This window comes from Enterococcus alishanensis, assembly GCF_019218635.1.
GTDB lineage: Bacteria > Bacillota > Bacilli > Lactobacillales > Enterococcaceae > Enterococcus_A > Enterococcus_A alishanensis.
In genome coordinates this window covers 161,587-185,646 of record NZ_JAHUZB010000004.1, presented here as the reverse complement: position 1 = coordinate 185,646, position 24,060 = coordinate 161,587, and the positions used below count along the sequence as shown (strand labels likewise).

Genomic DNA, 24,060 nt, shown 5'->3' with positions numbered 1-24,060 from the left:
TGAAGTAAGATGAAGAGGTGATTACAAAATGTCTAATAAGAAAAGAAATTCTGAATCGGTGAAGTTAGCTGAATCCAGTCTTAATACTTACCAGCCAGAATTTGTAAAAGATACGCAAGATGTCTTGAAAGGCGTATTTGGTTCGTTGTTTGAAAAAATGCTACAGGGAGAACTAAACAATCATCTAGGTATAAATTCCATTCTAAAGAGCTTAAGGAACATGAAAATCGTTGGAATGGTTATGGGAATAAAACACTCAAAACAAGTTTTGATGAAGTAAATATTGATGTTCCCAGAGATCGAGATGCTTCTTTTGATCCTGAGCTAGTCCCTAAAAGAAACCGTATGTCTCCGACATTGAAGAAAAATTTCTTTCTATGTACCCTCGTGGAATGAGTCAACGAGATATTGCCACGACGATTCAGGACACCTATAGGTTTGATATCTCTCACGAAGTGATCTCTGATATTACAGATGCACTTCTTCCCGAATTAGAGGAATGACAAGCGCGCCTATTAGCCAAATGTTACGCCTTTTATTTGTCGATTGTATGTACGTCACTTTACGAGAAAACTACGAAGCAAAGAAATCTGCAGTCTATACAAACCTTGGTTACGATTTGAACGGTAATAAAGATATTTTAGGTTTATGGCTACATCAAACTGAGTCGAAAAATCGCTGGATGCAAGTATTTGATGAACTAAAATCACGTGATGTTGAAGACGTCTTTTTTTATCTCCATGGATGGTGTTTCTGGCCTCGAAAAAGGCACAAAAACGATTTTCCCTTTAGTGGTTGTTCAACTTTGTATGGTTCATCTTGTTCGAAATACATTACGCTATATTCCAAGTAAAGACTATAAAGAAGTGTGCAGAGATATGAAAAAATTCTATGGTGCTTCCTTCTTCACTTAAAGCTGCTCACGCTGCAGTTTCTTAGGGTAAATCTTGTTGTACCTAGTTTAACGATAGCAAATCACCACCAATAATGTGGATTGATTAAATTGATTATTTGAGATGACTAATCCAGGTCGTCTTTTTTTGTTTTCTTCCGTTGAACCTACTTTAGGATTTATCCAAATAATATCTCCAGTATTGGATGATGCAAAAGGATTTTCCACTTTCTGAATTAATTTAATAGAACCATCTTTTTTAGATTAACTTTTAACATTACATATTACTGAATGTAATGTAGTTAAGTAACGTTGGCAGGAGTTGGTAAAATAAAGACTATTTCATCTATTCGAGAAAAAAAGAGAGGATATGAAAAAATTTTCGCTTAGCAATCAATAGGGAGAACGAAATATTTTATTACTTTATATTGGCATAAATACTGAGTATAGAATTTCTGATTTACGTCAATTAAAGTCATTTGATGTTTTAGGAATTTCTCGTGGTCAAATTGTTGTTTAAGAACTGAAACAATCCACTTAAAAAATATTGGTTCTCGGTCTATTAGAAAGTCCTTCAGTTATTTATTATGTAAACAAGGAATAAAAAAAGAGATTATTCAATCTTTATTAAAACATCCTTCACAGAGGGCGGTCTTGCGATATATTGATATCACACAGCAAGATAGAGATGTAGCTGTTAGGAGCTAGGAACTTTAAATTACCATGCTGTTCCACCTTTTTATAGTACTTATGAATTTGGAAAGACTTTTATAGAAAAAAATCAAGGAACTTCTATGGTTATCCAAACTTCCGACAATGTAAATATACAATAAAAATAAAAAGTGAGAAATCATTCTAAAGTATAGAGTAAGCTGTTTAATGTAAAAAAAGACAAAAAAACTATAATTTCTCTGATAACATTGATTTCTTTGAATTTTAGCTCATTAGATACTATATAATGTGTTTAGGGTAAGAATATTAATTTTAAGGAGTATAAAGATATGGACACAGAAATCAAAGTTACTTACAGAAATCCTACTGAGGACGATGCAAAAAATATCGTTGATTTTTATAATTTAGTTGGTGGTGAAACGACGTATTTAAGTTTTGAAGAAAATGAGTATCCTTTAAATGTGAAAGAAGTAAAAGAATTAATCATTAATACAAATCACCAGATAAATTCTACGATACTTTTAGCACTCATAAATGGAAAAATAATAGGTATCGGAACGGTGAGTTCTGGAAATAAAGTTAAATCAAAACATTGCGGTGAACTTGGTATAGTGGTAACAGAAAAATTCCAAAGCATAGGTATTGGAAAGGAAATTATTTACCAGCTATTAACTTGGGCAAAGTCTAATGGTGTGACTACCAAAATTCAACTAGATACCCGTGTAGATAATAAAAAAGCCGTAAAACTATATAAAAAATTCGGATTTAAAATAGAAGGTAAGCTCGAAAATACTACTATAATAGAAGGTAAGTACTATGATTTATATGTGATGGGGCTGATGTTATAGTCTATAAAACTGTCATTGGTGAAAGCAATATAAGTTGAAAAAATAAATAGTTAATAAAAGAATATTATCAAGTAATACTTCTGTTTTTTGAATATGTCTTTTACGCACTCTTTTCTTTATTTCTAAAAATGCAATCTATGAGTGTACCAAAAGATAAATTAATTATCTCTTAGTAATTTAACAATTATGTAACTATAATTTCAAATGAGGTGTCACTTTTTTATTTTTATAAAAAAAAATTCTTCTTGTAAAGGCTGTAAAAATACTATTCAAAATTATTATTGAAGTAATTGATTATGTGAGGAACTATAATACGAACATAAATCCACATGAATGAAAAAATTGTAGCTGATATAAATACATTGACTGGCCATGTAATTTCTTTTTTTAAACGAATATGATTGATAATATAAACGATATAATAGCTACAGAAAAAACTTAACATTAATTCTTTGAGGTAAAAAATTCTGAGTTTCAACTTTTGATTAATTTTTTTATTATATCGTATTTCATAATTCTCAGGATTTATAAATAATGTGATGATTGTTCCAATAATGCCAACCTTTCCTGTTTTATCAGCTGCTAAAATCAGTAGAAAAAAGCAACAGATGAAAGGAATAAAAATGACCATATCTCTTAAATCACGCTTTATCAAATAGACACTTCCTTTGTGAAAGGATTTTTATAATATATGTAGAAGAAAAAATATCAAGTCAGTGAAATTATGTACTAGTATTTTCCAAACTATTGAACAATTTTATTGCTTAATTCCTAGTTTTTATTATATTTTATGAAACGGTAAAAAAATCAGGGATTATATGAAAAAAAATAATATTGGATATGTATTCAGATGAAATTATCAAATATGGAGGCCAAATAATTTTTGGGGTTATGGCATACCCTCATAAATGTTCGATGGTCATAATATGCAAGCAAAAAATAAAAAACCATACACAAAGAAATGTTAGCACTAATGAATCAAGATCAGGATTAGATGGAAATGGACTACTCATAAATGTAATAAAAAAATTAGCTCAACTTTTGACAGTAGCTCCCCACCTTTGCTACCATTTCCTAAGAATTATAAGAAATGAGACAAGCTGAGAAAAGTATTTTTCAAGGTTACAACATTGTCGATATTGTCCTTAACAACTGTCAAAAGATAAGCAAATCAATTTTTAGTTATTTTTTTGTTTGTATAGTCCAAATGTTAGAAAGAAACTAATCAGTATAACAATAGATGAAATACCTATTGTTTTTACTAAACTATTTGTAAAGTTAATATCTAATTTTACAACCATATTATTTCGCATAGTTTCTGTTATGTTCAATATCTTTGGATTGGATACTTTTAATGCATGAATAGCTGATCCTGCACTATTTATCACACTTGATTCCAATGAATGCTGCATTTTTGCTGATATTCCTAAACCATCAAGAGTATGGGGAATGTCATTTTGTAGTTTTGAATTAAATATTGTTCCGATAATAGCAACACCTAATGCAGATCCAATTTGTCGTGTAGTGGATTGAATACTTGATCCCTGTCCTGACTGAATAGGTGGGACATCCTTTAATACAATGGATGTTAACTGGGCTGAAGCAAATCCAAGTCCTATACCGTAAATAATAAGCCAGATAACAATCCAGGCTAAACTATTATTGGGATTTACAGTTTTGAAAAAGCCAAAAAATCCTAAAGTTTCTAAAAATAAACCAAGAGATACAACAAAAGATGCTGATGTTTTTTCAACAATAAATGTAGCCATACCACCTGCTAAGAAAGCTCCTAATCCCATCACTGAAAGTATAATTCCAGACTTTATTGGACTAAGTACTAAAATATTTTGCAAGAATAATGGTAATAAAAATAAGAGTCCAGATTCTCCGATAGCAACGATACCAGCAATAATATTTCCTAATGAAAAACTTTTAAACTTAAATAGTGATACATCTAGTAAATGAGATTTATTTTGTTTGTTCAGACGCGATTCCCATACTATAAATAATGAAAATACTAATATACCAATGGCAATTAATATAGGTATAATGGATAAATTAAAGAACGTTGGATAGCCATTATTGGCATGCCACCAGCCGTATGTACGACCTTCTATAACTCCGAATACAAAAGAAATTAAACTTATCGTAGAAAGTAAAAAACCGATAAAATCAAATTTTCCTACTATTTTTTCACCATAAGTTTCGGGTAAATATTTTAATGCTGAAATAATGATGAAAACACCAATTGGAAAATTAATCCAAAAAATCCAGTGCCAAGATAAGTAAGTTGTCAAATACCCACCTAATAATGGACCGATTGCTGCCATACCAGCAATTACTGATCCCCATACTGCAAAGGCAACAGTTCTATCCTTTCCAAAAAACAATGAATTTACAACTGATAAGGTTGTTGGTAAAATAGATGCTCCACCGACTCCTTGTATCGCTCTAGCAGTTAGCATAAAAGTAATATCTTTTGAGAAGCTTGCCAATATTGATCCGAACAGAAAAATTATAATTCCTATAATTAATATTTTTTTCCGACCAAAGTTATCTGCAAGTCGCCCCATGGTAATGAGCAATGAAGAAAAAAGCAGAGAATACAGAGTAATAATCCATTCGGCATTTGTAAAGGATAATTTCAAATCCTTCATTATGACTGGTAATGATACATTCACAATTGTGCCGTCAATAATAACTAATGATACGGATAACGCTAATATTGTTAAAACCCACCATTTGTGTTTAACAGTTTTAGTATAAGTATTTGTTACATTTAACATTTTGCACCTCTTTTTTAATTTGATAATATAATGTGCTTTCAGATTACCGCATTACCTGTAAAAGACTAATCAAATAAAAATATTTCTATTTTTAAATAACTTAAATTTGTCAACAAGTGTCATCAAAAAAGAGTATAATTGTCATAAAAAAACTATATCCATTTTTTTAAAAAAAATAAAAAAATGAATTATAAATTAATGGCTATTTTTAGGTTAATCACATAGGATCTAATAGTAAAACATATAGGTCTCTGTTAACTATCGCATGATTTTTCTAAATTAATTACTACCGTTTCAACAAAAATATATTTGTGAGGTAAATGATGAATTTAATTAATATTTTAGAACCCTTATTATTTAGTATACTTGTATCTTCTATGATTGGTTATAATAGAGAAACCAAAAGTAGTCCTGCAGGAATGAGAACTTATAATTTAGTTTGTTTGGGTGCAGTCATTTTGACTATCATATCTAAAGAATTATCTGAAGCTACTGCTCAAGCAGTGATCACTAACCCTGAATTAAAGGGAATCATCAGTGCTGATTCTAGCAAAATCATTGCTCAAATAGTTAGTGGTATTGGTTTTTTAGGTGCTGGAACAATTATTGTCTCTCAAAAAAGAGTAAAAGGTTTGTCGACAGCCTCTTCTTTGTGGGTAACTGCTGCTATAGGGATCGCTGTAGGATTACGATACTACCTGCTAGCTTTATTTAGTTCATTATTAGTGGTAGTTATCTTAGCAACTTTTAACAAAATCATTCCCTTTCAATCTTTAAAAAATTTAGCCATAACTATTTCATCAGTGGAGACAGAAAAAATGATTACAGAATATTTTAAAAATAACCAAATAACTGTTAAAAATTTAACAACAAAAGTATACACAAATGAAGATAGGAAATACTATACTAATATGTACACCATCAAACCTCGTCATGTCACAGACATGCATCACCTTATTATTGATTTAGCACGAATAGATGATATCAGCTCAATAGAAATACTCGATGTGTAGGAGGCTCTTACGACAAGCCTCTCACACATCGAGTATTTTGTTTATTTTTGTATATAAATTTTTTGAAATTGTTCAATATAATCATCCTGCAATTTAAGACCAGATGTTAAGTAATTATCCAAACTTCCAAACTGTTTAATTAATATTTCCTTCGCATGTTCTAAGTAAGAAGAATCTACAACTAAAGCAACCTTTAAGTCATCTATTTGAGAAGCAGACAACTTGCCATCTAATGAATTGAGAATTGACTGATTAGCAATCTTTCGAGATTCATTTGTTTTCAAATAGTCCTTCATAATTTGTTCATCAGAGGCACCTGAAATTTTTAATATCAAAGCAGCGGCGAATCCTGTTCTATCTTTTCCCGCAAAACAGTGAAATAATATAGGCTGTTTTGTTTGTAAAACTTCTGTTAGAAATTTTGAGTAACCATTTAACGCTGACTGACTTGTTACAATCTCGGTATAAGTTTCTAACATAGATTTATGAATATCAGAATTACTTAGCATACCTTCTAAAGAAGCACCGTTAGCTGTAATAGAGGCTAAAATATCAATATTGCTTATTTCTATACCATTAATTTTTAAATCTGGATTTTTCTTTATTTCATCGGCACTTCTAAAATCATAGACTTTTTTTATTCCGCATTTATTTTTTAAAAAATTTATATCAGATTCATTTAGTTCCGTGAGTTCTCCACTCCTGAAAAATAGTCCGCTTTCTAATTTTCCTAATTGCGTAGTTATATCACCAATATCTCTAAAATTTGTTATCATAAAATGTATCCTCCAATTTTATTAATGGCTTTATTGTACAATTTTTTTATCAAATAAGAAATTTTTAAGACATAATTTTCTGTTGCTTATATTTTTTCAATTCAGATTACTGTTAGTATGCCCATTAGTAACACTTTCTATTTTCCAAAAAATTTTATTTTACTGAATCCTTTGGAACGTTTGATAAGGTGGTTATTATGTTGTAAACGAATTAGACTCAAATAAATGAGATATATTGTTATTAATAATAACGATTACAAAGAAGAAATATTTTATAAAAAAATTTTAGGTTGTGACTAGGTGTGTTTTATAGCCATACGCTGAAGCAGAAGAACGAGGGTTAGAAACTTTATTTTTTAGAGTTTATTACTCAAATTTGGGTAATTTTTCACGGTTAATTATGATGAAGGAAAGCACCGCTCGAGCAATCTCAGATAAAGGGATTGTAAAATCGTGGGTTCCATGTATACAAGAAGAAAGTTCAACCCTTGATTCGAAAGCTGGAGATTGAAGTCCACTCATCCATGAGGAAAACTTACCGTTATCAGTCTCATCGGGGAAAATCGAATTCATCAATGCTTTATACACAGATGTGTGTTATCAAAAAATCACGACAGATACAACAGCAAGATTGTCTCTTATCGAATTTCAGGGATGCTGAATATATTGGTAATCAAGGAGGATTTATAAGAGGTAATCTACGTGATGGAAAACAGCATCTAGTATCGAACCTTGGATGAGCCTACCATATGAACGTCTATACTTACAAATTAAAAGAACATAAGATTTTCCAAAATAAGTCCCGTAAAAAAATTTGTTTAGAAAATTCAATCATTGAGAATTTCTTTAGTCTAATAAAGCAAAAAATCTATAATGTAAGAGAATAGCACAGCTTTGAGAAATTGAAATAAGAAATTGATTACTATAATTATGAGCTTATGAAGGGAAAACTAAATTGGCTGAGTCCAGTGAATATAGGGAAGTGACAATAAAAGCTATCTAAAGTCATCAATAAAAGCACAGAAAAATGGAGTGGATTTCTCCACTCCCAAAAAGTCTAACTTTTTTGATCGCTACACCCACTAATTTTGGTGGACTTTTTTTATAGAGTTATACTCTTTAATGTCGTAAAAAAATAGTACAAATTTTAAAATACTCACTGACTTTTGAGCTGTGCCTTAAAAGTCGGTGGGTATTTTTGTATCAATTAAATTCTTTTTGCACCACATGTAAGGCGGCGCTGATTACTTGGTCCATATCGTAATATTTATAATTACCCAAGCGTCCACCAAAAATTACTTGTGGCAGTTGTTTGGCTTTGGCGCGGTACTGTTTGAAAAGTTGATTATTTTTTTCATCATTAATCGGATAATAGGCCTCTTTTGTTTCATCCCAATCTTGAGGAAACTCTTTGGTAATTAAAGTGATATTATCTTCCCCCTGACCATCAAAATGGCGCCATTCCATGCTGCGAGTGTAAGGCGTTTTGCTGTCAGTGTAATTAATCACAGCATTGCCTTGAAAATTTGCGGTAGGCTCTGCAACTGTTTCAAATCGCAGTGAGCGATATTCTAAAGGACCATATTCAAAATCAAAAAAAGCATCAATCATTCCTGTATAAATGGTTTTAGGAAATTCAGCTAAATAAGTTGATTTATCCGCAAAAAAATCAGTGTTCAATTGAACATCAATGAGTTCGCTTGCCAGTAATTTTTCAAAAATTGTCGTGTAACCACTAACAGGAATTCCTTGATAGCGATGATCAAAATAATTATTGTCAAAGGTAAAACGAGTCGGCAGGCGCCGAATGATAAAACTTGGGAGTTCTTTAGGATCTTTGCCCCATTGTTTTTGCGTGTAGCCTTTGATTAGTTTTTGATAGATGTCAGTACCAATCAGGCTAATGGCCTGCTCCTCAAGGTTTTTAGGGGAGCCAGTCAGACCGGCAGCTTTTTTTTGTTGAGCAATTTTAGCTTGCGCTTCTGCTGGCGTTTTCACTCCCCACATTTGATAAAAAGTATTCATATTAAAAGGTAGATTATACAATTGGCCTTGATAGTTAGCGATGACTTGATTGATATAATTATTGAACTCTGAAAATTGATTAATGTACTGCCAAATTTCTAAGCTATTCGTGTGAAAAATATGGGCACCATAATCATGGACATTAATGCCATGCTCTTGGTGTGTCGCTAAGTTTCCTCCAATTTGCGGGCGTTTTTCGATAACTAACGAGCGTTTATTTCTTAGCGCCGCTTCATAGGCAAAAATTGCACCAAATAGACCAGCGCCGACAATCAAGTAATCATAATTTTTTTGGTTGATTTTCATTTAAATACCTTTCTTTTGTAAAGGAATCAAAACATTTAATTTAAACCAGTTGTCCTCCAATTTCACAGTCAAACTGCCATTATACTTTTCAGCAATATATGCGCTGCTTTTTAATCCGTAGCCGTGATATCGCTGATCTTCTTTAGTAGTTTGTGGCAGACCATCTTCAAAATGAAGGGGCGTCTCTGAATAATTTTCTAGACTATACATGACAAAATTAGCTTTTTTGGATACGCGTAAATTAATCAAGCGTTTTTCTGTACTTGCTAAAGCCAAGGTGGACTCAATCGCATTGTCTAAAGTATTTCCTAGTAGACTGACTAAATCCATCGTATTCATAAAGCTTAACAGAGCACCATCAACAATACAGGTGAAAGTGATTTGATTTTCAATACAATAAATATTTTTTCGTGTGACAATCACATCAATAATTGGATTGCCTGTTTTAATATTGGTTTGATATTTTTCAATATCTTCTTTGAGTTGATTGACATAGCTAAGACGTTTGTTTTCGTCTGGCTCCATTTCAATAATCGAGAGCTGGTGTTTGAGATCGTGAAATTTCCGATTGATAATCTGATTACTTTCACGATAGGCTTCATATTGTTCATATTGAGACTGAAAGACATTGTTTATCGCAGTTAATTCTTGTCGCAGGTTATTTTCATAACGAGAGTTTTCTTGAATGTAAATCATAAAAATCCCACAAAGATTAATCAAGCTACGAAAAATAAAAATTGCAACAGAATCCCCAATCGCAAAGTTTGTACTTGAAAGAATAAAGCCGATATTACTCATAGTAAAAATTATGACAGCTGTCAAAATAACTTCCAACGTATCTTTGGGTTGGATATTTTTCAGTAACAGTTGGTGGTTGCTCTTTTTTTCAATTGCAAAATAGATCCAGGCTAGTAACAAGTAGCTAATCAGCATAAATGCAATCTGTAATGGGATGATTTCTTCAAAGCGATTATAAAATAAATAACAATAAAGCTGCCAAGTCAAGGATGCAATAAATTCAGCGAAGATGAAAGCCTTGCTGACATTGTATAGGTTACTGAGGGCTCTTTGATTAACCAATACCATAAAGGTTAAAAGCATCCAACAGACATTGATAATCATACCAGGAATCCAAAAAAACAAAGGCCAAGTACCTACCCAAAGTTGCAGACAAATTTGACCAATGAGCAAGGCAATAGCCTTTAAATAAAAAAAGTTTTGTCGTTTTTCTGGTACGATGGCCATTATGAGAGCGATACAGGCAAGCCACTCAGAAATTGCTGTATAAATACGGGGAATATTTGGAAAAATATCATTCATCAATTCATATCAGCTCCTAAATAGTTGGTTAAAGCCTGCATAAAATCTTTTTTGCGGGGCCGACTGATAATTAATTCATATTTATCCAGGTACAGTATATTGCCATCAATCGATTTGACGTGTTTCAAGTTGACCAAATAACCATTATTAGAACGGAAAAAGTCTTTGTCTTTTAATTGATTTTCAACATTTTTCATCGAATCCAACACAGTATAATCACCAGAGACACTGTGGAAATGCAAATAATGCCCCTCGCTTTCAACAAAAAATAAATCATCTAGAAAGATTTTCCGAATGCCACTGTTCGTTTTTAAGGTATAGCTTTCTTTAGGACTTTGATTCAGACGTTCTAGCACTCGTTTAAAATGTTCTTGAAAATTAAATCGGGTGATGGGCTTTAATAAAAAGTCAGCCGCCTCCACTGCATAACCTTCAATGGCCCATTGAACATAATTTGTCAAAAAAATAATGATGACATTAGTATCTACCTTGCGAATTTTTTTTGCAGCGGTCATACCGTCCATAATCGGCATTTCTACATCAAAGTAAATCACATCATAATTGCCTTGATAATTATCCACAATTTCAATGCCATCACTAAATTGGATTAATTCTAACGAGATATCTTGTTCATTACAAAAATTCGTGATTAAACGAGCAAGGGTTTGACTGGCCTCTGGGCTATCTTCAACAATTGCGATTTTCATTTCAGGCCTCCGTTTCTTTAAATACTTCCTTATTATAGAAGAAGGCGGATAAATATCAAATAAAATCTGTTTAAATTTTTTTCAGCGACAAGTTATGCTGTAATTTTATCAGGTTATGTAATTTAGGTTTGCGAACGCTTACTTTGTTGTTAGAGTATTTTTAAGAAGCATGGAAGAATAAAGGTGGGGGAACTTATGAAACATGAAAATATTGTAAAGCAGTTGAATTTAGGTCAAAAGGCAGCAATGATGTCCGGCAAAAATACGTGGGAGACTCAAGATATCAAAGGTCTAATCCCATCAATGTTTTTATCTGACGGGCCTCATGGTTTGCGTAAACAGCTAGGTAGCTCCGATCACTTAGGCTTAAATGAAAGCGTACCAGCAACTTGTTTTCCGACAGCAGCGACTTTGGCCAATAGTTGGGATGAGAAGATTTTAACAGAAGTTGGTTATTGTTTAGGTGAAGAGGCACAAGCTTTAGATGTGCAGGTGGTTCTGGGACCGGGTTTAAATATTAAGCGTAATCCTAAATGCGGCCGGAATTTTGAATATTATAGTGAAGACCCTTATTTAGCTGGAAAGTTGGCAGCGGCTAGCATTCGTGGTATTCAAACAAATGGTACGATCGCAAGTCCGAAGCATTTAGCAGTTAATAGTCAAGAAAATAGAAGAATGGCCTCAGATTCGATTGTTGATGAACGAACATTACGGGAAATTTATCTGACTAATTTTGAAATTGCGGTAAAAGAAGGACAACCAAAATCGATTATGAGTTCTTACAATTTGATTAACGATGTTTACGCTAATGAAAATTCTGAACTTCTTCAAGATATATTAAGAAAAGATTGGCATTTTGACGGCTTTGTAGTTTCCGACTGGGGTGGTGATAATAACCATGTAGCAGGCGTGAAAAATGGTAGTCATTTAGCAATGCCTGGACAAGCAATGACAGGGCCGTTAGAAATTTATCGTGCTGTCAAGAACGGACAACTTGATGAAGCAGTACTTGATGAGCGAGTAGATGAGTTAATTGATGTGATTTTCCAATCGACCGCTGGAAAAAATGATAACGTGACGATTGATTGGGATCATCATCATAAGGTTGCCAAAGAAGCAGCAATGCGTAGTGTCGTTTTATTAAAAAATGACAATGTCTTGCCTCTTGCCAACAATCAAAAGGTAGCAGTCATTGGTGATTTCGCTCAAAATCCGCGCTATCAAGGGGCTGGATCATCAGTAGTCAATCCTAAAAACTTGGAATCAACAATGTCCGTCATTGATGGTTATCCGTTGGACGTGGTCGGCTACGCGCAAGGTTATACCCGTGGTGGCGTTACTCAACCAGAATTGGAAGCAGCAGCTTTGTCATTAGCAGAAAAAAGTGATGTTGTTTTATTGTATGTTGGTTTAGATGAAATTTTTGAAAGTGAAGGCATGGATCGAAGTAGTCTTAGCATGCCTAATAGTCAACAGCAATTGATTGAAAAGTTGGCAGCTCTTGATACGAAAGTTGTGGTAATCTTGTCCGCTGGTTCGGCTATTGAAATGCCGTGGGTGGATCAAGTTGACGGCATTTTACATGGCTATTTATCTGGGCAAGCTGGTGCGAGTGCCATGCTGGAAGTTATTTGTGGGCATTACAATCCTAGCGGGAAATTAAATGAAAGTTATCCTATGACTTATGGAGATGTTTACTTCGGTGAAAACTTTCCGGCCACTAGCCGTTACTCATATTATCAGGAAAGTCTTTTTGTTGGTTACCGTTACTATGAAGCTGCAAAAAAAGCAGTTAGGTTTCCTTTTGGTTTCGGTCTTAGCTATACGACTTTTGATTATTCTGATCTAAAAGTGAATGATACATCTATTGAGATGACAATTACGAATACAGGTGATGTTGAGGGTGAAGAAATTGTTCAACTATACGTTGGTAAAAAAGATAGTCAGCTGATTCGTCCAGTCAAGGAGTTGAAAGGCTTTAAGAAGATTGCCTTGCAAGCGGGAGAAAGTCGTACGATAACGATTGGTTTTGATGATAAAACCTTCCGCTACTATGATGTCGATGAAAAAAATTGGCAAACTGAGGCGGGGGAATATCAAATTTACGTTGGAAAAAATGTCGCTTCAATTGAATTGCAGGGAAGTGTGACAGTTGCTGGTGTTGAAGTGAGGAACCATAATCACGAGAATTATCAAAAACATTCTTTCGAAAAAATTACATTATCGGATTTTGAAGAGCTGTATGGCAGAGCTTTACCGCGAGAATCACAAGAAAATCAGATGGTGTTACATGAGAACAATGTCATTTCAGAATTAAAATATGCGAAAAGTTGGATTGGTCGTTTTGTTTATGGTCGTTTGCATAGTATGTTGAAAAAAAGTGAGGCTAAAGGGGAACCGGATTTGAATATCCTGTTTATCTATAACATGCCTTTCAGAGCAATAGCTAAGATGACTAATGGAATGGTTAGTATGGAAATGGTTGAGAAAATTTTATTAGCAGTTAATGGCCATTTTTTCAAAGGCGTGGGTGGTTTGATTACCAGCTTTTTCCGCAACCGTAAAGAACAAAAGATTAATATATTGGAACAGGAGTGAGTAGATGGCTGAAAAAAATCAAGCAACCGGTGTATTAAAAAAATTCAAACAGAATCATCCCGATTTATTTGAGTTTATTCTATTTAATATTATGAGTAACGTTGCAACAATCACTAACTTTATCGTTCTGTGGATTGGTACTGGCTTTTTATTTACCAGCTTTGCTAATCGCAGTTTTAACTGGTTCATTTTTAATTACGGTATTGATCAAGGTGGACTGGGTGGATTTTTAAGCTTTTTACTCGCTTATATATGTGCCCAAATTGTCAATTTCATCGTACAGCGAAAAGTTGTGTTCTCAGCCAACGTAAAAATTGCTAAAGTGTTGCCTTGGTATGTTTTAACAGTAGTGGTGGCAGGTTTGATTTCGATTTGGTTGCCACCATACATCATATCGATTTTGACTCCTTATGTTGGGGGTTGGGCTGCTACAATTGCAAATGCTGTTAATATTGTCATTCAGGTTGTGATAAACTATCCTATGATGAAATTTGTAATTATGAAAAAGGAATGATAGTAAACATGAAAATTTTAAGTATAATCGTTCCTTGTTATAACTCGGCAGAATACATGGAACGCTGTATCAATTCTCTTTTGCTTGGTGGGGAATTGGTGGAAATTATTCTTGTGAATGATGGATCTAGAGACAATACCCCTCAAATTGCTGATCATTATTTGGAAAATTTTCCAACTCAAGTGAAAGTTGTTCATCAAAAAAATGGTGGCCACGGACAAGCGATTAATTCTGGGTTACAAATCGCGACAGGGAAATTTACGAAAATTGTCGATAGCGATGACTGGGTGGATGTCCAATCTTATCGAGAAATTTTAAATTTTTTAGAAACTAAAGCAGACGACTTAGAGATTGATATGTTGATAAGTAATTATGTTTATGAAAAGCAAGGTCAAAAAAATAAAAAGGTCATGAACTATCGCCGTTTTTTACCAACGGACAAAGCATTTACTTGGCAAGATGTGAAATTTCCTTTTGGTAAATATTTGTTGATGCATTCTGTCATTTATCGCTTGGAAGTATTGAAAGAATCGCACATTCAATTGCCGCAACATTCTTTTTATGTGGACAACCTTTATATTTTCGAGCCGTTACCAATCGTGGAGAACATGTATTATTTAGATGTTGATTTCTATCGTTACTTCATTGGACGAGAGGATCAATCGGTGAATGAAAAAGTTATGATTAGCCGTATCGATCAACAAATTGCAATAAATAAAACGATGATTGCCTATTATTCTGATACACAAGGAACAGAGGATAATGTGCTGACTTATATGCGACGTTATCTAGAAATTATTACAGCAGTTTCATCGATTTTGTTGATTAAAGAAGGTTCATCAGAAAGTTTGGAGAAGAAAAAAGAGCTATGGCAATTTATCCGTAGCCAGGATACGCATTTGTATTATCGTCTGCGTCTCGGGCTTCTAGGAATAGGCCTGCATTTGCCTGGTAAGGTGGGTCGCAAGACGACAGTCGGCGTTTACCATATGGCACAACGAATTTATGGATTTAATTAAAATTACGTTCAGTTGAAGTCATTTTAGATTTCAACTGATTTTTTGTGACGCTTTAAAAATAAAATGAAAGCCTGTTCAAGTTATGTAGAATAAATGACAGATTATGCAGCATAAATATATTTTTTGAAATTCGAAAGGTATACTAAAAAAGTAAGAAACCCCTTACAAAGCTAGGGTTGTAGTTTAAGGGGTTAAAACAATTTAAGGAGGATTCATATGAAGAAGTATTTAAAAATAATTATTCCCATTGTGATTGTTTTGGGGATTGTTGGCGGAGGGGCATTCTTTCTCAACAAACTGAGTCAAGATGGTACGTTGAATATGGAAGATGTATATGCCACAATTGAAACCGTTTCAGTTTATTTTATACCAACTGCAATTTTACTAGTTGTAATTATTATTGCTTTAATTGTATTCCGTAAAAGAAGTCGAACTTTTAAGTTTTGGCTAAAGGCAGAATCTGTTATTGCCTTATTGGTAGCGGTTGCTATCACTATAAATGTGGTAGTTTTTGGTCCGATGGCTAGTTTGTTTAATTTGAACTATGCAAAACTAAATGAAATCAGTGCTGCTACGCTTGACGATAGTGCCGCACTAACAAATGAAATCGCAGATGAAGGAACGGTTCTACTAAAAAATACTGATAATTACCTACCTTTAGGGACAGATACAAAAAATTTAAATGTCTTTGGCTGGGCCTCTACTAATCCAGTCTATGGTGGAACTGGTTCAGGGAATGTTGATACGAGTAGTGCAGTTAACTTGTTAAACGGTATAGAAAATGGTGGCTTTAATCTAAATACTGAGCTTTCTGATTTCTACACTGATTATCGTAGTGATCGTCCAGAAGTTGGTATGTGGGAGCAGGATTGGACATTACCAGAACCGACTGCAAAATCCTATTCTGACAAATTAATGCAAAATGCCAAAGATTTTTCTGATACTGCCGTTGTTGTAATTGGTCGTGTCGGAGGCGAAGGTGCCGATTTACCGACAGACATGAATGCTAAAGGAATCACTTATGATGGTAATGAGGGTGATTTCACTGATGGTCAACATTTCTTAGAATTATCACAAACTGAAAGAGATATGGTTGATCTTGTAACGAATAATTTTGAAAATGTAGTAGTTGTAATTAATTCAGCAAACTCAATGGAGTTGGGTTGGTTAAACGATTATGAAAATATCAGAGGCGCCCTTTGGATGGCAGGTCCTGGAACAACTGGATTCAATGCGTTGGGATCAATTTTAAATGGTGATGTTAATCCTTCTGGAAAAACTGTAGATACTTATGCTTATGATTTAACAGCAACGCCTACTTGGAACAACTTCGGTGATTATCAATATGAAGATAGCGATTACACCTATATTAATTATGTTGAAGATATCTATGTTGGTTATAAGTTCTATGAAACTTATTACGAAGCAAATGATGAAAGTTATGACGCAGCTGTACAATATCCATTTGGATATGGTCTGAGTTATACAAACTTCACCCAAGAAATGACTCCAGTTACAGTCGCTAATGATGGTAAAATGTCCTTTGATGTAACTGTCACAAATGTTGGTGATGTTGCTGGTAAAGATGTCGTACAGAGTTATTTCACACCACCTTATACGAATGGTGGCATTGAAAAAGCAAGCACGAACTTGATTGCTTTTGAAAAAACTGACACTCTAGAACCTGGTCAAAGCCAAACCTTAACAATTACTTTTAATCAAGAAGATATGGCTAGCTACGATTCTACAGGGACAGGTGCTTATGTTCTGGAAGAAGGTCAGTACGCAATTCAATTAAAAGCTGATTCTCATACAGTGTTAGCTGAGCAAAACTATACCTTAGGAGCAACAATTATGTTTGATGAATCAAACAAACGCTCAACCGATGAGATTGTTGCCACGAATCAATTCGATTATGCAGAAGGCGAAGTAACTTATCTTAGTCGAGCAGACGATTTTGCCAACTATGAGACAGCGACAGCAGTTCCTGAATCTCGAGCTCTGACAGAGGCAGAAAGTAATGGTTTGATGAACTCTAGTAATTACGAATTAACCGATGACAGTGATGCAGAAATGCCAACAACTGGTGCGGATAATGGCGCTACCTTGTCAGATTATGTCGGTGTAGATTATGATGATGATTCTTGGAATGATTTACTGGATCAATTAACAATTGATGATATGAGTAACGTCATTAGTTATGCTGGCTACCAAACTGTTTCTGCTGATTCAGTAGGCAAGGCACAAACTTATGATTTTGATGGTCCAGCTGGAATAAGTAGTTTCTTTGTCGCAACAAACGGATCAGCTTTTCCAACGGCCGTGATGATTGCTGCAACTTGGAATAAGGATTTAGCTAATCAACGAGGAACTGCAGTAGGAACTGAAGCCAGTGAATTAGGTATTTCAGGGTGGTATGGTCCTGCAATGAATATCCACCGAAGCGCTTTTGCAGGTCGAAACTTTGAGTATTATTCAGAAGATGCTGTAATGTCAGGCTTTATGGCTGCCAATGAAATTGCCGGTGCAAATACACAAGGTGTTTATTCTTACATGAAACATTTTGCTTTGAACGACCAAGAAACTAATCGAACAGACTTATTGTTAACTTGGTCGAGAGAACAAGCAATCCGTGAAATCTATTTAAAACCATTTGAAATGGCTGTTAAAGAAGGTGGCGCAACTGCTGCAATGTCAGCTTTTAACTACATTGGTAATAAATGGGCTGGAGCTAACTCAGATCTAATGAACACTGTGCTACGTGATGAATGGGGCTTTGATGGATTTGTTTCCACTGACTATTTTGGCGGATATGGCTACATGGAAGCTGATATTGCTATTCGTAACGGGAATGATACCATGCTTTCAACAACTGGTGAGAATGGTGCAACTTTAGAAGATACAACAAGCGCAACTTCCGTTTCAGCAATGCGGACAGCTGTTCATAATGTTTTGTACACTGTTGTAAATAGTCGTTCATACTCTGATGGGCAGACTGAAAACCAATTACTTCCTTGGGAACAAACAGTTCGAAACATCGACATTGCGGTTGGTGCAGTTATTCTAATCATACAAGGTTTGATTGTTCTACTATATGTAAAACGAATTAAGAAGAAGGCTTAGAATACAATATATTTGTTTCCAAAGTCGGTAATTTTTTAGAGGCATAAATGAATAGTTTATGATGAAAAATACGGAGAAAGTGCGTTTCCTGAAAAAAGGAAGCGCACTTTTTGATACACACTCATTTAAAAAAAGTGAAGCTTGTTTACTTTAAATATTTCAATAGAGATGAACACAGCGAGTTGAATATGTAGAGGATCTAATCAGTGGATCTGTTCCATAAATCGACAAATTTTAAAGTGGCAAAAAAAGTCCCATTAGTTTTATTTTTTGAGTTAGATGTATTTTGAGTTGAGTGTCCTTAATTTATTAAAAACCTGATTTAAAGTCTATCGTTTATGTTTTACCGAGTACTATTAAGCTTTAAATTTGGCTGATCCAGCGGAAACTTCATTGGCTAAATAATGAAAAAAAGAACCTCTACTATTTTCAGTAGAGGTTCCTTTTGTATTTAATGTATAACTAAAAGAAGTTAATGATAAACCTATTTTCATTGATGTCATAGCATATATAATATAGCATTTTTAGAAGATCATTTTCTTTGAAATTTACAAATAAAATTCAAAAAAATATATTTAATATAAAATTTCTGTATCGTATTTTTTAGCAATAGCTAGATATTTATCATCGGGTTGCTGATCAGTAATGACATATTCAAAAGAAGCCCAGTCTGAAAATTTATAAGCGTGTTTTTTTCCAAATTTAGTGTAATCTGCTAACAGTAAACTTTTACCGCCCATAGCCATAGCCTTTTTTTTGACTAATGCTTGCGCAAAATTAGCCTCGTAGATACCAAATGAATCGATACCAGTAGAACTGAAGATACATAAATCTATTTGAAATAACTCTAGAAATGAGTTGCCATAATCACCAACGACACTCTCGGCATCTTTAATCACTTCACCAGCAATCATAAAAATTTTAGAATCTTCTGTACAAACATGGGAAAATTCATATGCAATTTTGAGACCATTTGTTATAACAACTAGTTTTGGAGTATTTGCTAAATATGGAAGTAATCTTTTAACGGTAGAGCTTGAATCAATAAAAATACTCATTCCGGGACCAATAAAAGTGCTAGCTATTTCAGCTATTTTTTCTTTTTCAGAGATCATGACATTTTCTCGGTAATTAGTGGAAATAACATGATTTTGTTCCACTTCTAAAACAACTCCTCCGCGGTATCGGCGAATAACTCCTTCCTTTTCAAGAATAAGTAGTTCTCGTCTTAAAGTAGAGTATGAACAAAATAACATTTTTTCGAGTTCGTAATTATCTAATTTCTTATATTTTTTCAATAAATTTACTATCTGATCTCTTCTAGAATCACTCATAAATGTACCTCCTCAATCACTGACAATGAATGATTTAAGTGTACCATAGGGCTGTTATTTTTGTCCGTAGGTTTCAAAACGGATCGCCATGTTTGCCATCTCATCATCAGTCATAACTGTAGGAATTCCCACAGTTGACGCAATGATATGAACTTTTGAGCAATATTCTAACTCCTCTAGGACCGCGAAGGCTTCTGCCATTGTTTTTCCACCTGTGAGAACTCCGTGGTTTGCTAATAAAACAGCTTTTCTATCTTTCATTGCTTCAAAAGCATTAATCGCCAATTCTTCAGTTCCAAATGACGCATATCTGGCACAGCGTACATTTTTCCCAGCGGTAGCAATCATATAGTGAGAGGCTGGAAGTGGTTTTCCAAGTAAGGCTAAAGCAGTTGAATAAATAGTGTGACCATGAATAATACAATTTAAATCATCACGTTTCTCATACATTATGCTATGCATGCGCCACTCACTTGATGGTAGTCGTGTTCCTTCAACGATAGTGCCATTAAGTTCCATAGTAACTATATCTTTAAGTTCAATTTTATCGAAAGGTATTCCTGATGGTGTGATAAGCATTAGATTGTCTTGACGAATAAAAGAGCTTAGATTTCCTCCTGTTCCTAAAGTATAGCCATCTGAAATTAATTTATTTCCGTAATCAATCAGTTCTTGTTTTTGTGATGAATACATGGAGATCCTTCTTTCTCAATATTATTTATAAAATGGTCCAAAAGTTTGACAGGCTTTGAAATCTGAAGACTCTGTGTCTTTTGTTCCAAACCCAGAAAAGACATGCGGTCTAAATATTTTTTTACTTGGGACATTGTGAAGAGACACTGGGATTCGTAACATACTAGCTAAAGTTAATAATTCTGCGCCGATATGTCCATGAACACTAGCACCATGGTTGCTTCCCCAATTATTCATCATTGTATAAACATCTTCAAAACCAGTTTCACCTAGGTTTGGAGCAAACCAAAGTGTTGGCCAAGTCTCGTCGGTCCGTTTATTCAAAATATCGTGAACATGTACTGGTAATTCACAAGAATAACCTTCAGCAATCTGTAGGGTTGGTCCAACCCCATCAATAATATTCAACCGAATCAAAGTCAAAGGTAGTTCAGCTTGTAAATGATATTGACTTGAAAAGCCGCCACCTCTGAAGTATTCATAATTAGCTCGACACCATTTAGTTTTACTAAGACAGCTATCAATGTCTTCTTCGGTCATATTCCAAAATTCTTTCATAGTTGGTTGTCCATTTTCATCAAGACTGCCACCACTACCATCCAAAGCACTAGCACCTGAATTTAATAGATGAATTAATCCATTCTGAGCTTTACCGGTCAAATCATAACCTGTGATTCGTTTAATTGATTCAGTGCTCCAGTAGGTTCTGACATCAGAAAATATTGGTGCTTTATTCGTTAGAAGAGAACCAAAGAGCATAGCAGCAGCATTACAAGTGTCGTTTTCTGTAGCAAAAGAAATCGGTTGTTTTGGTCCGTTCCAGTCAAATGTGCTAGTTAAGATTGATTCCATAAAGTCGCCATTAGGTAACCAATCTGTCCATTGGCGTTGACCTTGAAAGCCTCCCGAAATAGCATTTCTTCCTTTAGCTTCTTCTAACCATCCTAATTGAGCTAACTTAGGGTTGCCAAATAAAATATCACGAACGATTAAGGTTTGCTTTGCAATAAAATCCCACTGATCATTATCAGAAATATAGCGGGATTTAGTAATTATTTTCGGAAATTCTTTCCCTTCATTAATATCAATCCCTTCTTGACATTTAGTGTCAATCCACTCTCGAATAACTTTGTATTCGTTAGGGTCAAAAATTTCCAATTCGATGCGACGTAAGATTTCTGTCATATCAACATACTCAATGTGCATACCTAAATATTTTTCAAAGAATTCTTGATTAATCTGACTTCCGGCAATCCCCATTGAAGAAGAACCAATGTTAACGTAAGATTTATTTTTCATTTCCCCAGCAGCAATGCTAGCACGAGCAAATAGTAATATTTTTTCTTTAACATCTTCTGGAATAGCTTGATCATCGTTGTCTTGAACTTCTTTACCATAAATTTTGTACGCAGGAATTCCTTTTTGAGCATAGCCGCTCATTGCAGCTGCTAAGTATACAGCCCCGGGTCTTTCGGTTCCGTTGAACCCCCAAATAGCTTTAAAAGTACCTGGTCGTAAATCAATCGTTTCAGTACCGTAACACCAACAGGGTGAGACAGTTAAAGTTGCAATAACATCCTGCTGTGCAAAAGAATCATCTACTTTGCTAGCGTCAGCATAGCCTCCAATTGTGATATCTGGAACGATACATTCTACCGGTGATCCATCCATATAATAAAGTGATGATTCTATTAACTTTTTCGCTTTGAGTGCCATCTCCATAGTTTGTTGTTCTAGTGATTCTCGGACACCTCCTTGTCTACCATCGATTGCAGGTCTAATACCGATTTTAGGATAATTCATTAGTAGTTCCTCCTCATAAATTGTTTATATTGGTTATAACTATTATTGAACTCTTCTGATTTTTCCGGATAAAAATAAATAGGGGGATAATTTTCATTGACAATGCTTACTAATTCAACACGATTTTGAATTGTTTCAATGGCTAAAAATTGGGCCAATGCGTTTCCTAATGCGGAATTTTCAGAATAACAGACAGCTATGGGTGATTGAATTAAATCAGCAGTCAATTGATTCAAAAATTTTGATTTACCGCCACCACCAAATAAAAAAAGAGTACTTAATGGCGTGGATTGAGCTAAATTTTCTAAGACAGTAGCATATTTAAAAGCTAGATTTTGATAAATAATCAGAAAAATTTGGTGTGGTTCATCGATAGATGGAAACTGATGGAATTCTCCATATTTTTTTAATTTTTCCACGAATTGTTCCTGATTTATCAAATCAGAATTTTGATTATCAAAGAAAAAATCAATGGGACTGCAGTTAATTAACATTTCTTGAATTTGTTGGATGGTTATTGATTGAGATTGATTAACAAAATTTAATGCTTCTTCAATAAACCACATACCTAGCAAATTTTTCAGTTTTAATATTTTTCCATCACCGGCTTGTTCATAAGAGTAATCAGAATTAAGTGGTTGATTTACCAAAATACCCCTTTCTGATTTTTCTCCTAGTACAGACCATGTTCCTGAAGATAAAAAGAAACAAGAATGATCATTTGAAGGTAACGCAAAAATAGCACTAGCTGTATCATGTTCCATGACTGAGTGAACCAATATTTTTTTATTGTTTAATTCGATTTCTCCGATTTGAGTGTAAGGCAGAACAATTGTTGAAAATAAAGAAGTAGAGACGCCTAATAGTTCTATCAAATCTAATGCCCACTGATGCTTATCTATATCAAATAGCTGACTTGTTGAAGCGATTGATGATTCTGTCCAAATTGCACCGGTTAATAGATACTGAATTAAATCAGGCATCATTAAAAGGTGGTTAGCTTTCTTTAAAACTTCAGGATAAAAATCTTTTAAAAAGAGTAGCTGTGAACTGGTATTAATAGATGCATTAGCGATCCCTGTTCGTTCTTGAAACACGTTAGGTAAGGACATACCATAATGTAAATACTCAGCTTGTAACATGGTTTGATAACATAAAGGAAGCATTAAGAGATTTCCGTTTTCATCTAATAAACCAAAATCACATCCCCAAGTATCAAATCCAATGCTTTCAATAGAATATTCAGTTGAAGCAAGAACGATGATTTGTTTGATTTCAGATATAATTTTATCTATATTCCAATAAATTTGATTTTTTGTAGAATCGATTAATTGATAGTCTTTAAATCTATAAATTTTTTCTTCTGTAAGTTTTCCATTATTTAAAGAAAAAACCACACCTCGGCCACTTGTTGCACCTAAATCAAAGGATAAAACTGTGGACATTTCATATACCTCCCAATCTAATTACATAATCCATATTTCAATAATAATCATACATTAGAACGCTTCCATTTTTTTAGATGGCGTATTTTTTGAAGAATTGCCAACAAACTTTCCAACTATGGAAACGTTTTTATGCAAACGCTATAATTTATTTAAATAAAATAAAAAAACTTTACAGGAGGAAAA

General features: G+C 34.0%; 18 protein-coding genes and 3 pseudogenes. 11 read left to right on the top strand and 10 right to left on the bottom strand.

Annotated features, from left to right (window positions below):
• Positions 1-28 precede the first annotated feature (28 nt).
• The 4 genes and pseudogenes from KUA55_RS18760 (at position 29) to KUA55_RS18745 (ending at position 914) form a co-directional block, all read left to right on the top strand.
• On the top strand, positions 29-280 hold the full coding sequence (locus tag KUA55_RS18760; RefSeq protein WP_425514616.1) for a hypothetical protein: 252 nt from the start codon (positions 29-31) through the stop codon (positions 278-280).
• A pseudogene (locus KUA55_RS18755) lies at positions 274-503 on the top strand (transposase); the annotation flags it as partial. The gene KUA55_RS18760 and the pseudogene KUA55_RS18755, both read left to right, overlap by 7 nt.
• Positions 500-673 (top strand): annotated as a pseudogene (locus KUA55_RS18750) (transposase); the annotation flags it as partial. The pseudogenes KUA55_RS18755 and KUA55_RS18750, both read left to right, overlap by 4 nt.
• A gap of 40 nt (positions 674-713) precedes the next feature.
• Complete coding sequence (locus KUA55_RS18745) at positions 714-914, top strand: transposase (RefSeq protein ID WP_425514615.1); 201 nt, start codon at positions 714-716, stop codon at positions 912-914.
• Positions 915-961: 47 nt separating this feature from the next.
• Here the strand turns inward: KUA55_RS18745 and KUA55_RS18535 are convergent, their stop codons facing one another.
• Positions 962-1,120, bottom strand: coding sequence for a type II toxin-antitoxin system PemK/MazF family toxin (locus KUA55_RS18535; RefSeq protein WP_218326380.1), 159 nt, complete (start codon positions 1,118-1,120; stop codon positions 962-964).
• A 184-nt stretch (positions 1,121-1,304) separates the two neighbouring features.
• On the opposite strand from KUA55_RS18535, the pseudogene KUA55_RS11205 reads away from it, so the two are divergent.
• Together KUA55_RS11205 and KUA55_RS11200 are read left to right on the top strand one after the other, a co-directional pair.
• Positions 1,305-1,600: pseudogene (locus tag KUA55_RS11205) on the top strand (hypothetical protein).
• A gap of 293 nt (positions 1,601-1,893) precedes the next feature.
• Positions 1,894-2,412, top strand: a complete 519-nt coding sequence (locus tag KUA55_RS11200; protein WP_218326378.1) for a GNAT family N-acetyltransferase — start codon at positions 1,894-1,896, stop codon at positions 2,410-2,412.
• A 1,178-nt stretch (positions 2,413-3,590) separates the two neighbouring features.
• Here the strand turns inward: KUA55_RS11200 and KUA55_RS11195 are convergent.
• Entirely contained in the window at positions 3,591-5,198 is a 1,608-nt protein-coding gene (locus KUA55_RS11195; RefSeq protein WP_218326377.1) for a DHA2 family efflux MFS transporter permease subunit, read from the bottom strand.
• Between the two features lie 323 nt (positions 5,199-5,521).
• Between KUA55_RS11195 and KUA55_RS11190 the strand changes: the two genes are divergently transcribed.
• The gene (locus KUA55_RS11190) at positions 5,522-6,211 is read left to right on the top strand and encodes an MgtC/SapB family protein (RefSeq protein WP_218326375.1); all 690 of its coding nucleotides are present in this window, start codon (positions 5,522-5,524) and stop codon (positions 6,209-6,211) included.
• Between the two features lie 41 nt (positions 6,212-6,252).
• Here the strand turns inward: KUA55_RS11190 and KUA55_RS11185 are convergent, their stop codons facing one another.
• From KUA55_RS11185 to KUA55_RS11170, 4 genes are all read right to left on the bottom strand, one after another.
• Positions 6,253-6,987: a tyrosine-protein phosphatase gene (locus tag KUA55_RS11185; protein WP_218326373.1), complete on the bottom strand. Its 735-nt coding sequence runs from the start codon at positions 6,985-6,987 to the stop codon at positions 6,253-6,255.
• A gap of 1,203 nt (positions 6,988-8,190) precedes the next feature.
• Complete coding sequence (glf, locus tag KUA55_RS11180) at positions 8,191-9,318, bottom strand: UDP-galactopyranose mutase (protein WP_218326372.1); 1,128 nt, start codon at positions 9,316-9,318, stop codon at positions 8,191-8,193.
• Complete coding sequence (locus KUA55_RS11175) at positions 9,319-10,638, bottom strand: sensor histidine kinase (RefSeq protein WP_246601492.1); 1,320 nt, start codon at positions 10,636-10,638, stop codon at positions 9,319-9,321.
• Positions 10,638-11,345, bottom strand: coding sequence for a LytR/AlgR family response regulator transcription factor (locus KUA55_RS11170; protein ID WP_218326369.1), 708 nt, complete (start codon positions 11,343-11,345; stop codon positions 10,638-10,640). Before KUA55_RS11170 ends, KUA55_RS11175 begins: the two co-directional genes overlap by 1 nt.
• Before the next feature lie 195 nt (positions 11,346-11,540).
• Here KUA55_RS11170 and KUA55_RS11165 point away from each other — a divergent pair, with 195 nt between their 5' ends.
• The 4 genes from KUA55_RS11165 (at position 11,541) to KUA55_RS11150 (ending at position 18,599) form a co-directional block, all read left to right on the top strand.
• Positions 11,541-13,943 carry a beta-glucosidase family protein gene (locus KUA55_RS11165; RefSeq protein WP_218326368.1) on the top strand — a complete coding sequence of 801 codons (2,403 nt, stop codon included), beginning with the start codon at positions 11,541-11,543 and terminating at the stop codon, positions 13,941-13,943.
• A gap of 4 nt (positions 13,944-13,947) precedes the next feature.
• The gene (locus KUA55_RS11160; RefSeq protein WP_218326367.1) at positions 13,948-14,457 is read left to right on the top strand and encodes a GtrA family protein; all 510 of its coding nucleotides are present in this window, start codon (positions 13,948-13,950) and stop codon (positions 14,455-14,457) included.
• A gap of 8 nt (positions 14,458-14,465) precedes the next feature.
• Positions 14,466-15,476: a glycosyltransferase gene (locus KUA55_RS11155; RefSeq protein ID WP_218326366.1), complete on the top strand. Its 1,011-nt coding sequence runs from the start codon at positions 14,466-14,468 to the stop codon at positions 15,474-15,476.
• A gap of 216 nt (positions 15,477-15,692) precedes the next feature.
• Positions 15,693-18,599: a glycoside hydrolase family 3 C-terminal domain-containing protein gene (locus KUA55_RS11150; protein WP_218326364.1), complete on the top strand. Its 2,907-nt coding sequence runs from the start codon at positions 15,693-15,695 to the stop codon at positions 18,597-18,599.
• Positions 18,600-19,174: 575 nt separating this feature from the next.
• Here KUA55_RS11150 and KUA55_RS11145 read toward each other — a convergent pair.
• From KUA55_RS11145 to KUA55_RS11130, 4 genes are read right to left on the bottom strand one after another with little or no spacing between them, the layout of a single operon-like run.
• Positions 19,175-19,933, bottom strand: a complete 759-nt coding sequence (locus KUA55_RS11145) for a DeoR/GlpR family DNA-binding transcription regulator (protein WP_218326363.1) — start codon at positions 19,931-19,933, stop codon at positions 19,175-19,177.
• Positions 19,934-19,987: 54 nt separating this feature from the next.
• Positions 19,988-20,626, bottom strand: coding sequence for an L-fuculose-phosphate aldolase (locus tag KUA55_RS11140; RefSeq protein WP_218326361.1), 639 nt, complete (start codon positions 20,624-20,626; stop codon positions 19,988-19,990).
• A 21-nt stretch (positions 20,627-20,647) separates the two neighbouring features.
• Positions 20,648-22,429 (bottom strand): L-fucose isomerase, encoded by a 1,782-nt coding sequence (locus tag KUA55_RS11135; protein WP_218326360.1) that lies wholly within the window; start codon positions 22,427-22,429, stop codon positions 20,648-20,650.
• Positions 22,429-23,874, bottom strand: a complete 1,446-nt coding sequence (locus tag KUA55_RS11130; protein WP_218326358.1) for a rhamnulokinase — start codon at positions 23,872-23,874, stop codon at positions 22,429-22,431. Before KUA55_RS11130 ends, KUA55_RS11135 begins: the two co-directional genes overlap by 1 nt.
• Between the last annotated feature and the right edge of the window lie 186 nt (positions 23,875-24,060).

Coding starts and splice junctions, on each gene's coding strand:
- KUA55_RS11185 (WP_218326373.1), bottom strand. CDS start 6,987: ATGATAACAAATTTTAGAGATATTGGTGATATAACTACGCAATTAGGA.
- KUA55_RS11130 (WP_218326358.1), bottom strand. CDS start 23,874: ATGTCCACAGTTTTATCCTTTGATTTAGGTGCAACAAGTGGCCGAGGT.
- KUA55_RS11135 (WP_218326360.1), bottom strand. CDS start 22,429: ATGAATTATCCTAAAATCGGTATTAGACCTGCAATCGATGGTAGACAA.
- KUA55_RS11165 (WP_218326368.1), top strand. CDS start 11,541: ATGAAACATGAAAATATTGTAAAGCAGTTGAATTTAGGTCAAAAGGCA.
- KUA55_RS11140 (WP_218326361.1), bottom strand. CDS start 20,626: ATGTATTCATCACAAAAACAAGAACTGATTGATTACGGAAATAAATTA.
- KUA55_RS11175 (WP_246601492.1), bottom strand. CDS start 10,638: ATGAATGATATTTTTCCAAATATTCCCCGTATTTATACAGCAATTTCT.
- KUA55_RS18760 (WP_425514616.1), top strand. CDS start 29: ATGTCTAATAAGAAAAGAAATTCTGAATCGGTGAAGTTAGCTGAATCC.
- KUA55_RS11150 (WP_218326364.1), top strand. CDS start 15,693: ATGAAGAAGTATTTAAAAATAATTATTCCCATTGTGATTGTTTTGGGG.
- KUA55_RS11200 (WP_218326378.1), top strand. CDS start 1,894: ATGGACACAGAAATCAAAGTTACTTACAGAAATCCTACTGAGGACGAT.
- glf (WP_218326372.1), bottom strand. CDS start 9,318: ATGAAAATCAACCAAAAAAATTATGATTACTTGATTGTCGGCGCTGGT.
- KUA55_RS11155 (WP_218326366.1), top strand. CDS start 14,466: ATGAAAATTTTAAGTATAATCGTTCCTTGTTATAACTCGGCAGAATAC.
- KUA55_RS11160 (WP_218326367.1), top strand. CDS start 13,948: ATGGCTGAAAAAAATCAAGCAACCGGTGTATTAAAAAAATTCAAACAG.
- KUA55_RS11170 (WP_218326369.1), bottom strand. CDS start 11,345: ATGAAAATCGCAATTGTTGAAGATAGCCCAGAGGCCAGTCAAACCCTT.
- KUA55_RS11195 (WP_218326377.1), bottom strand. CDS start 5,198: ATGTTAAATGTAACAAATACTTATACTAAAACTGTTAAACACAAATGG.
- KUA55_RS11190 (WP_218326375.1), top strand. CDS start 5,522: ATGAATTTAATTAATATTTTAGAACCCTTATTATTTAGTATACTTGTA.
- KUA55_RS18745 (WP_425514615.1), top strand. CDS start 714: ATGTTGAAGACGTCTTTTTTTATCTCCATGGATGGTGTTTCTGGCCTC.
- KUA55_RS11145 (WP_218326363.1), bottom strand. CDS start 19,933: ATGAGTGATTCTAGAAGAGATCAGATAGTAAATTTATTGAAAAAATAT.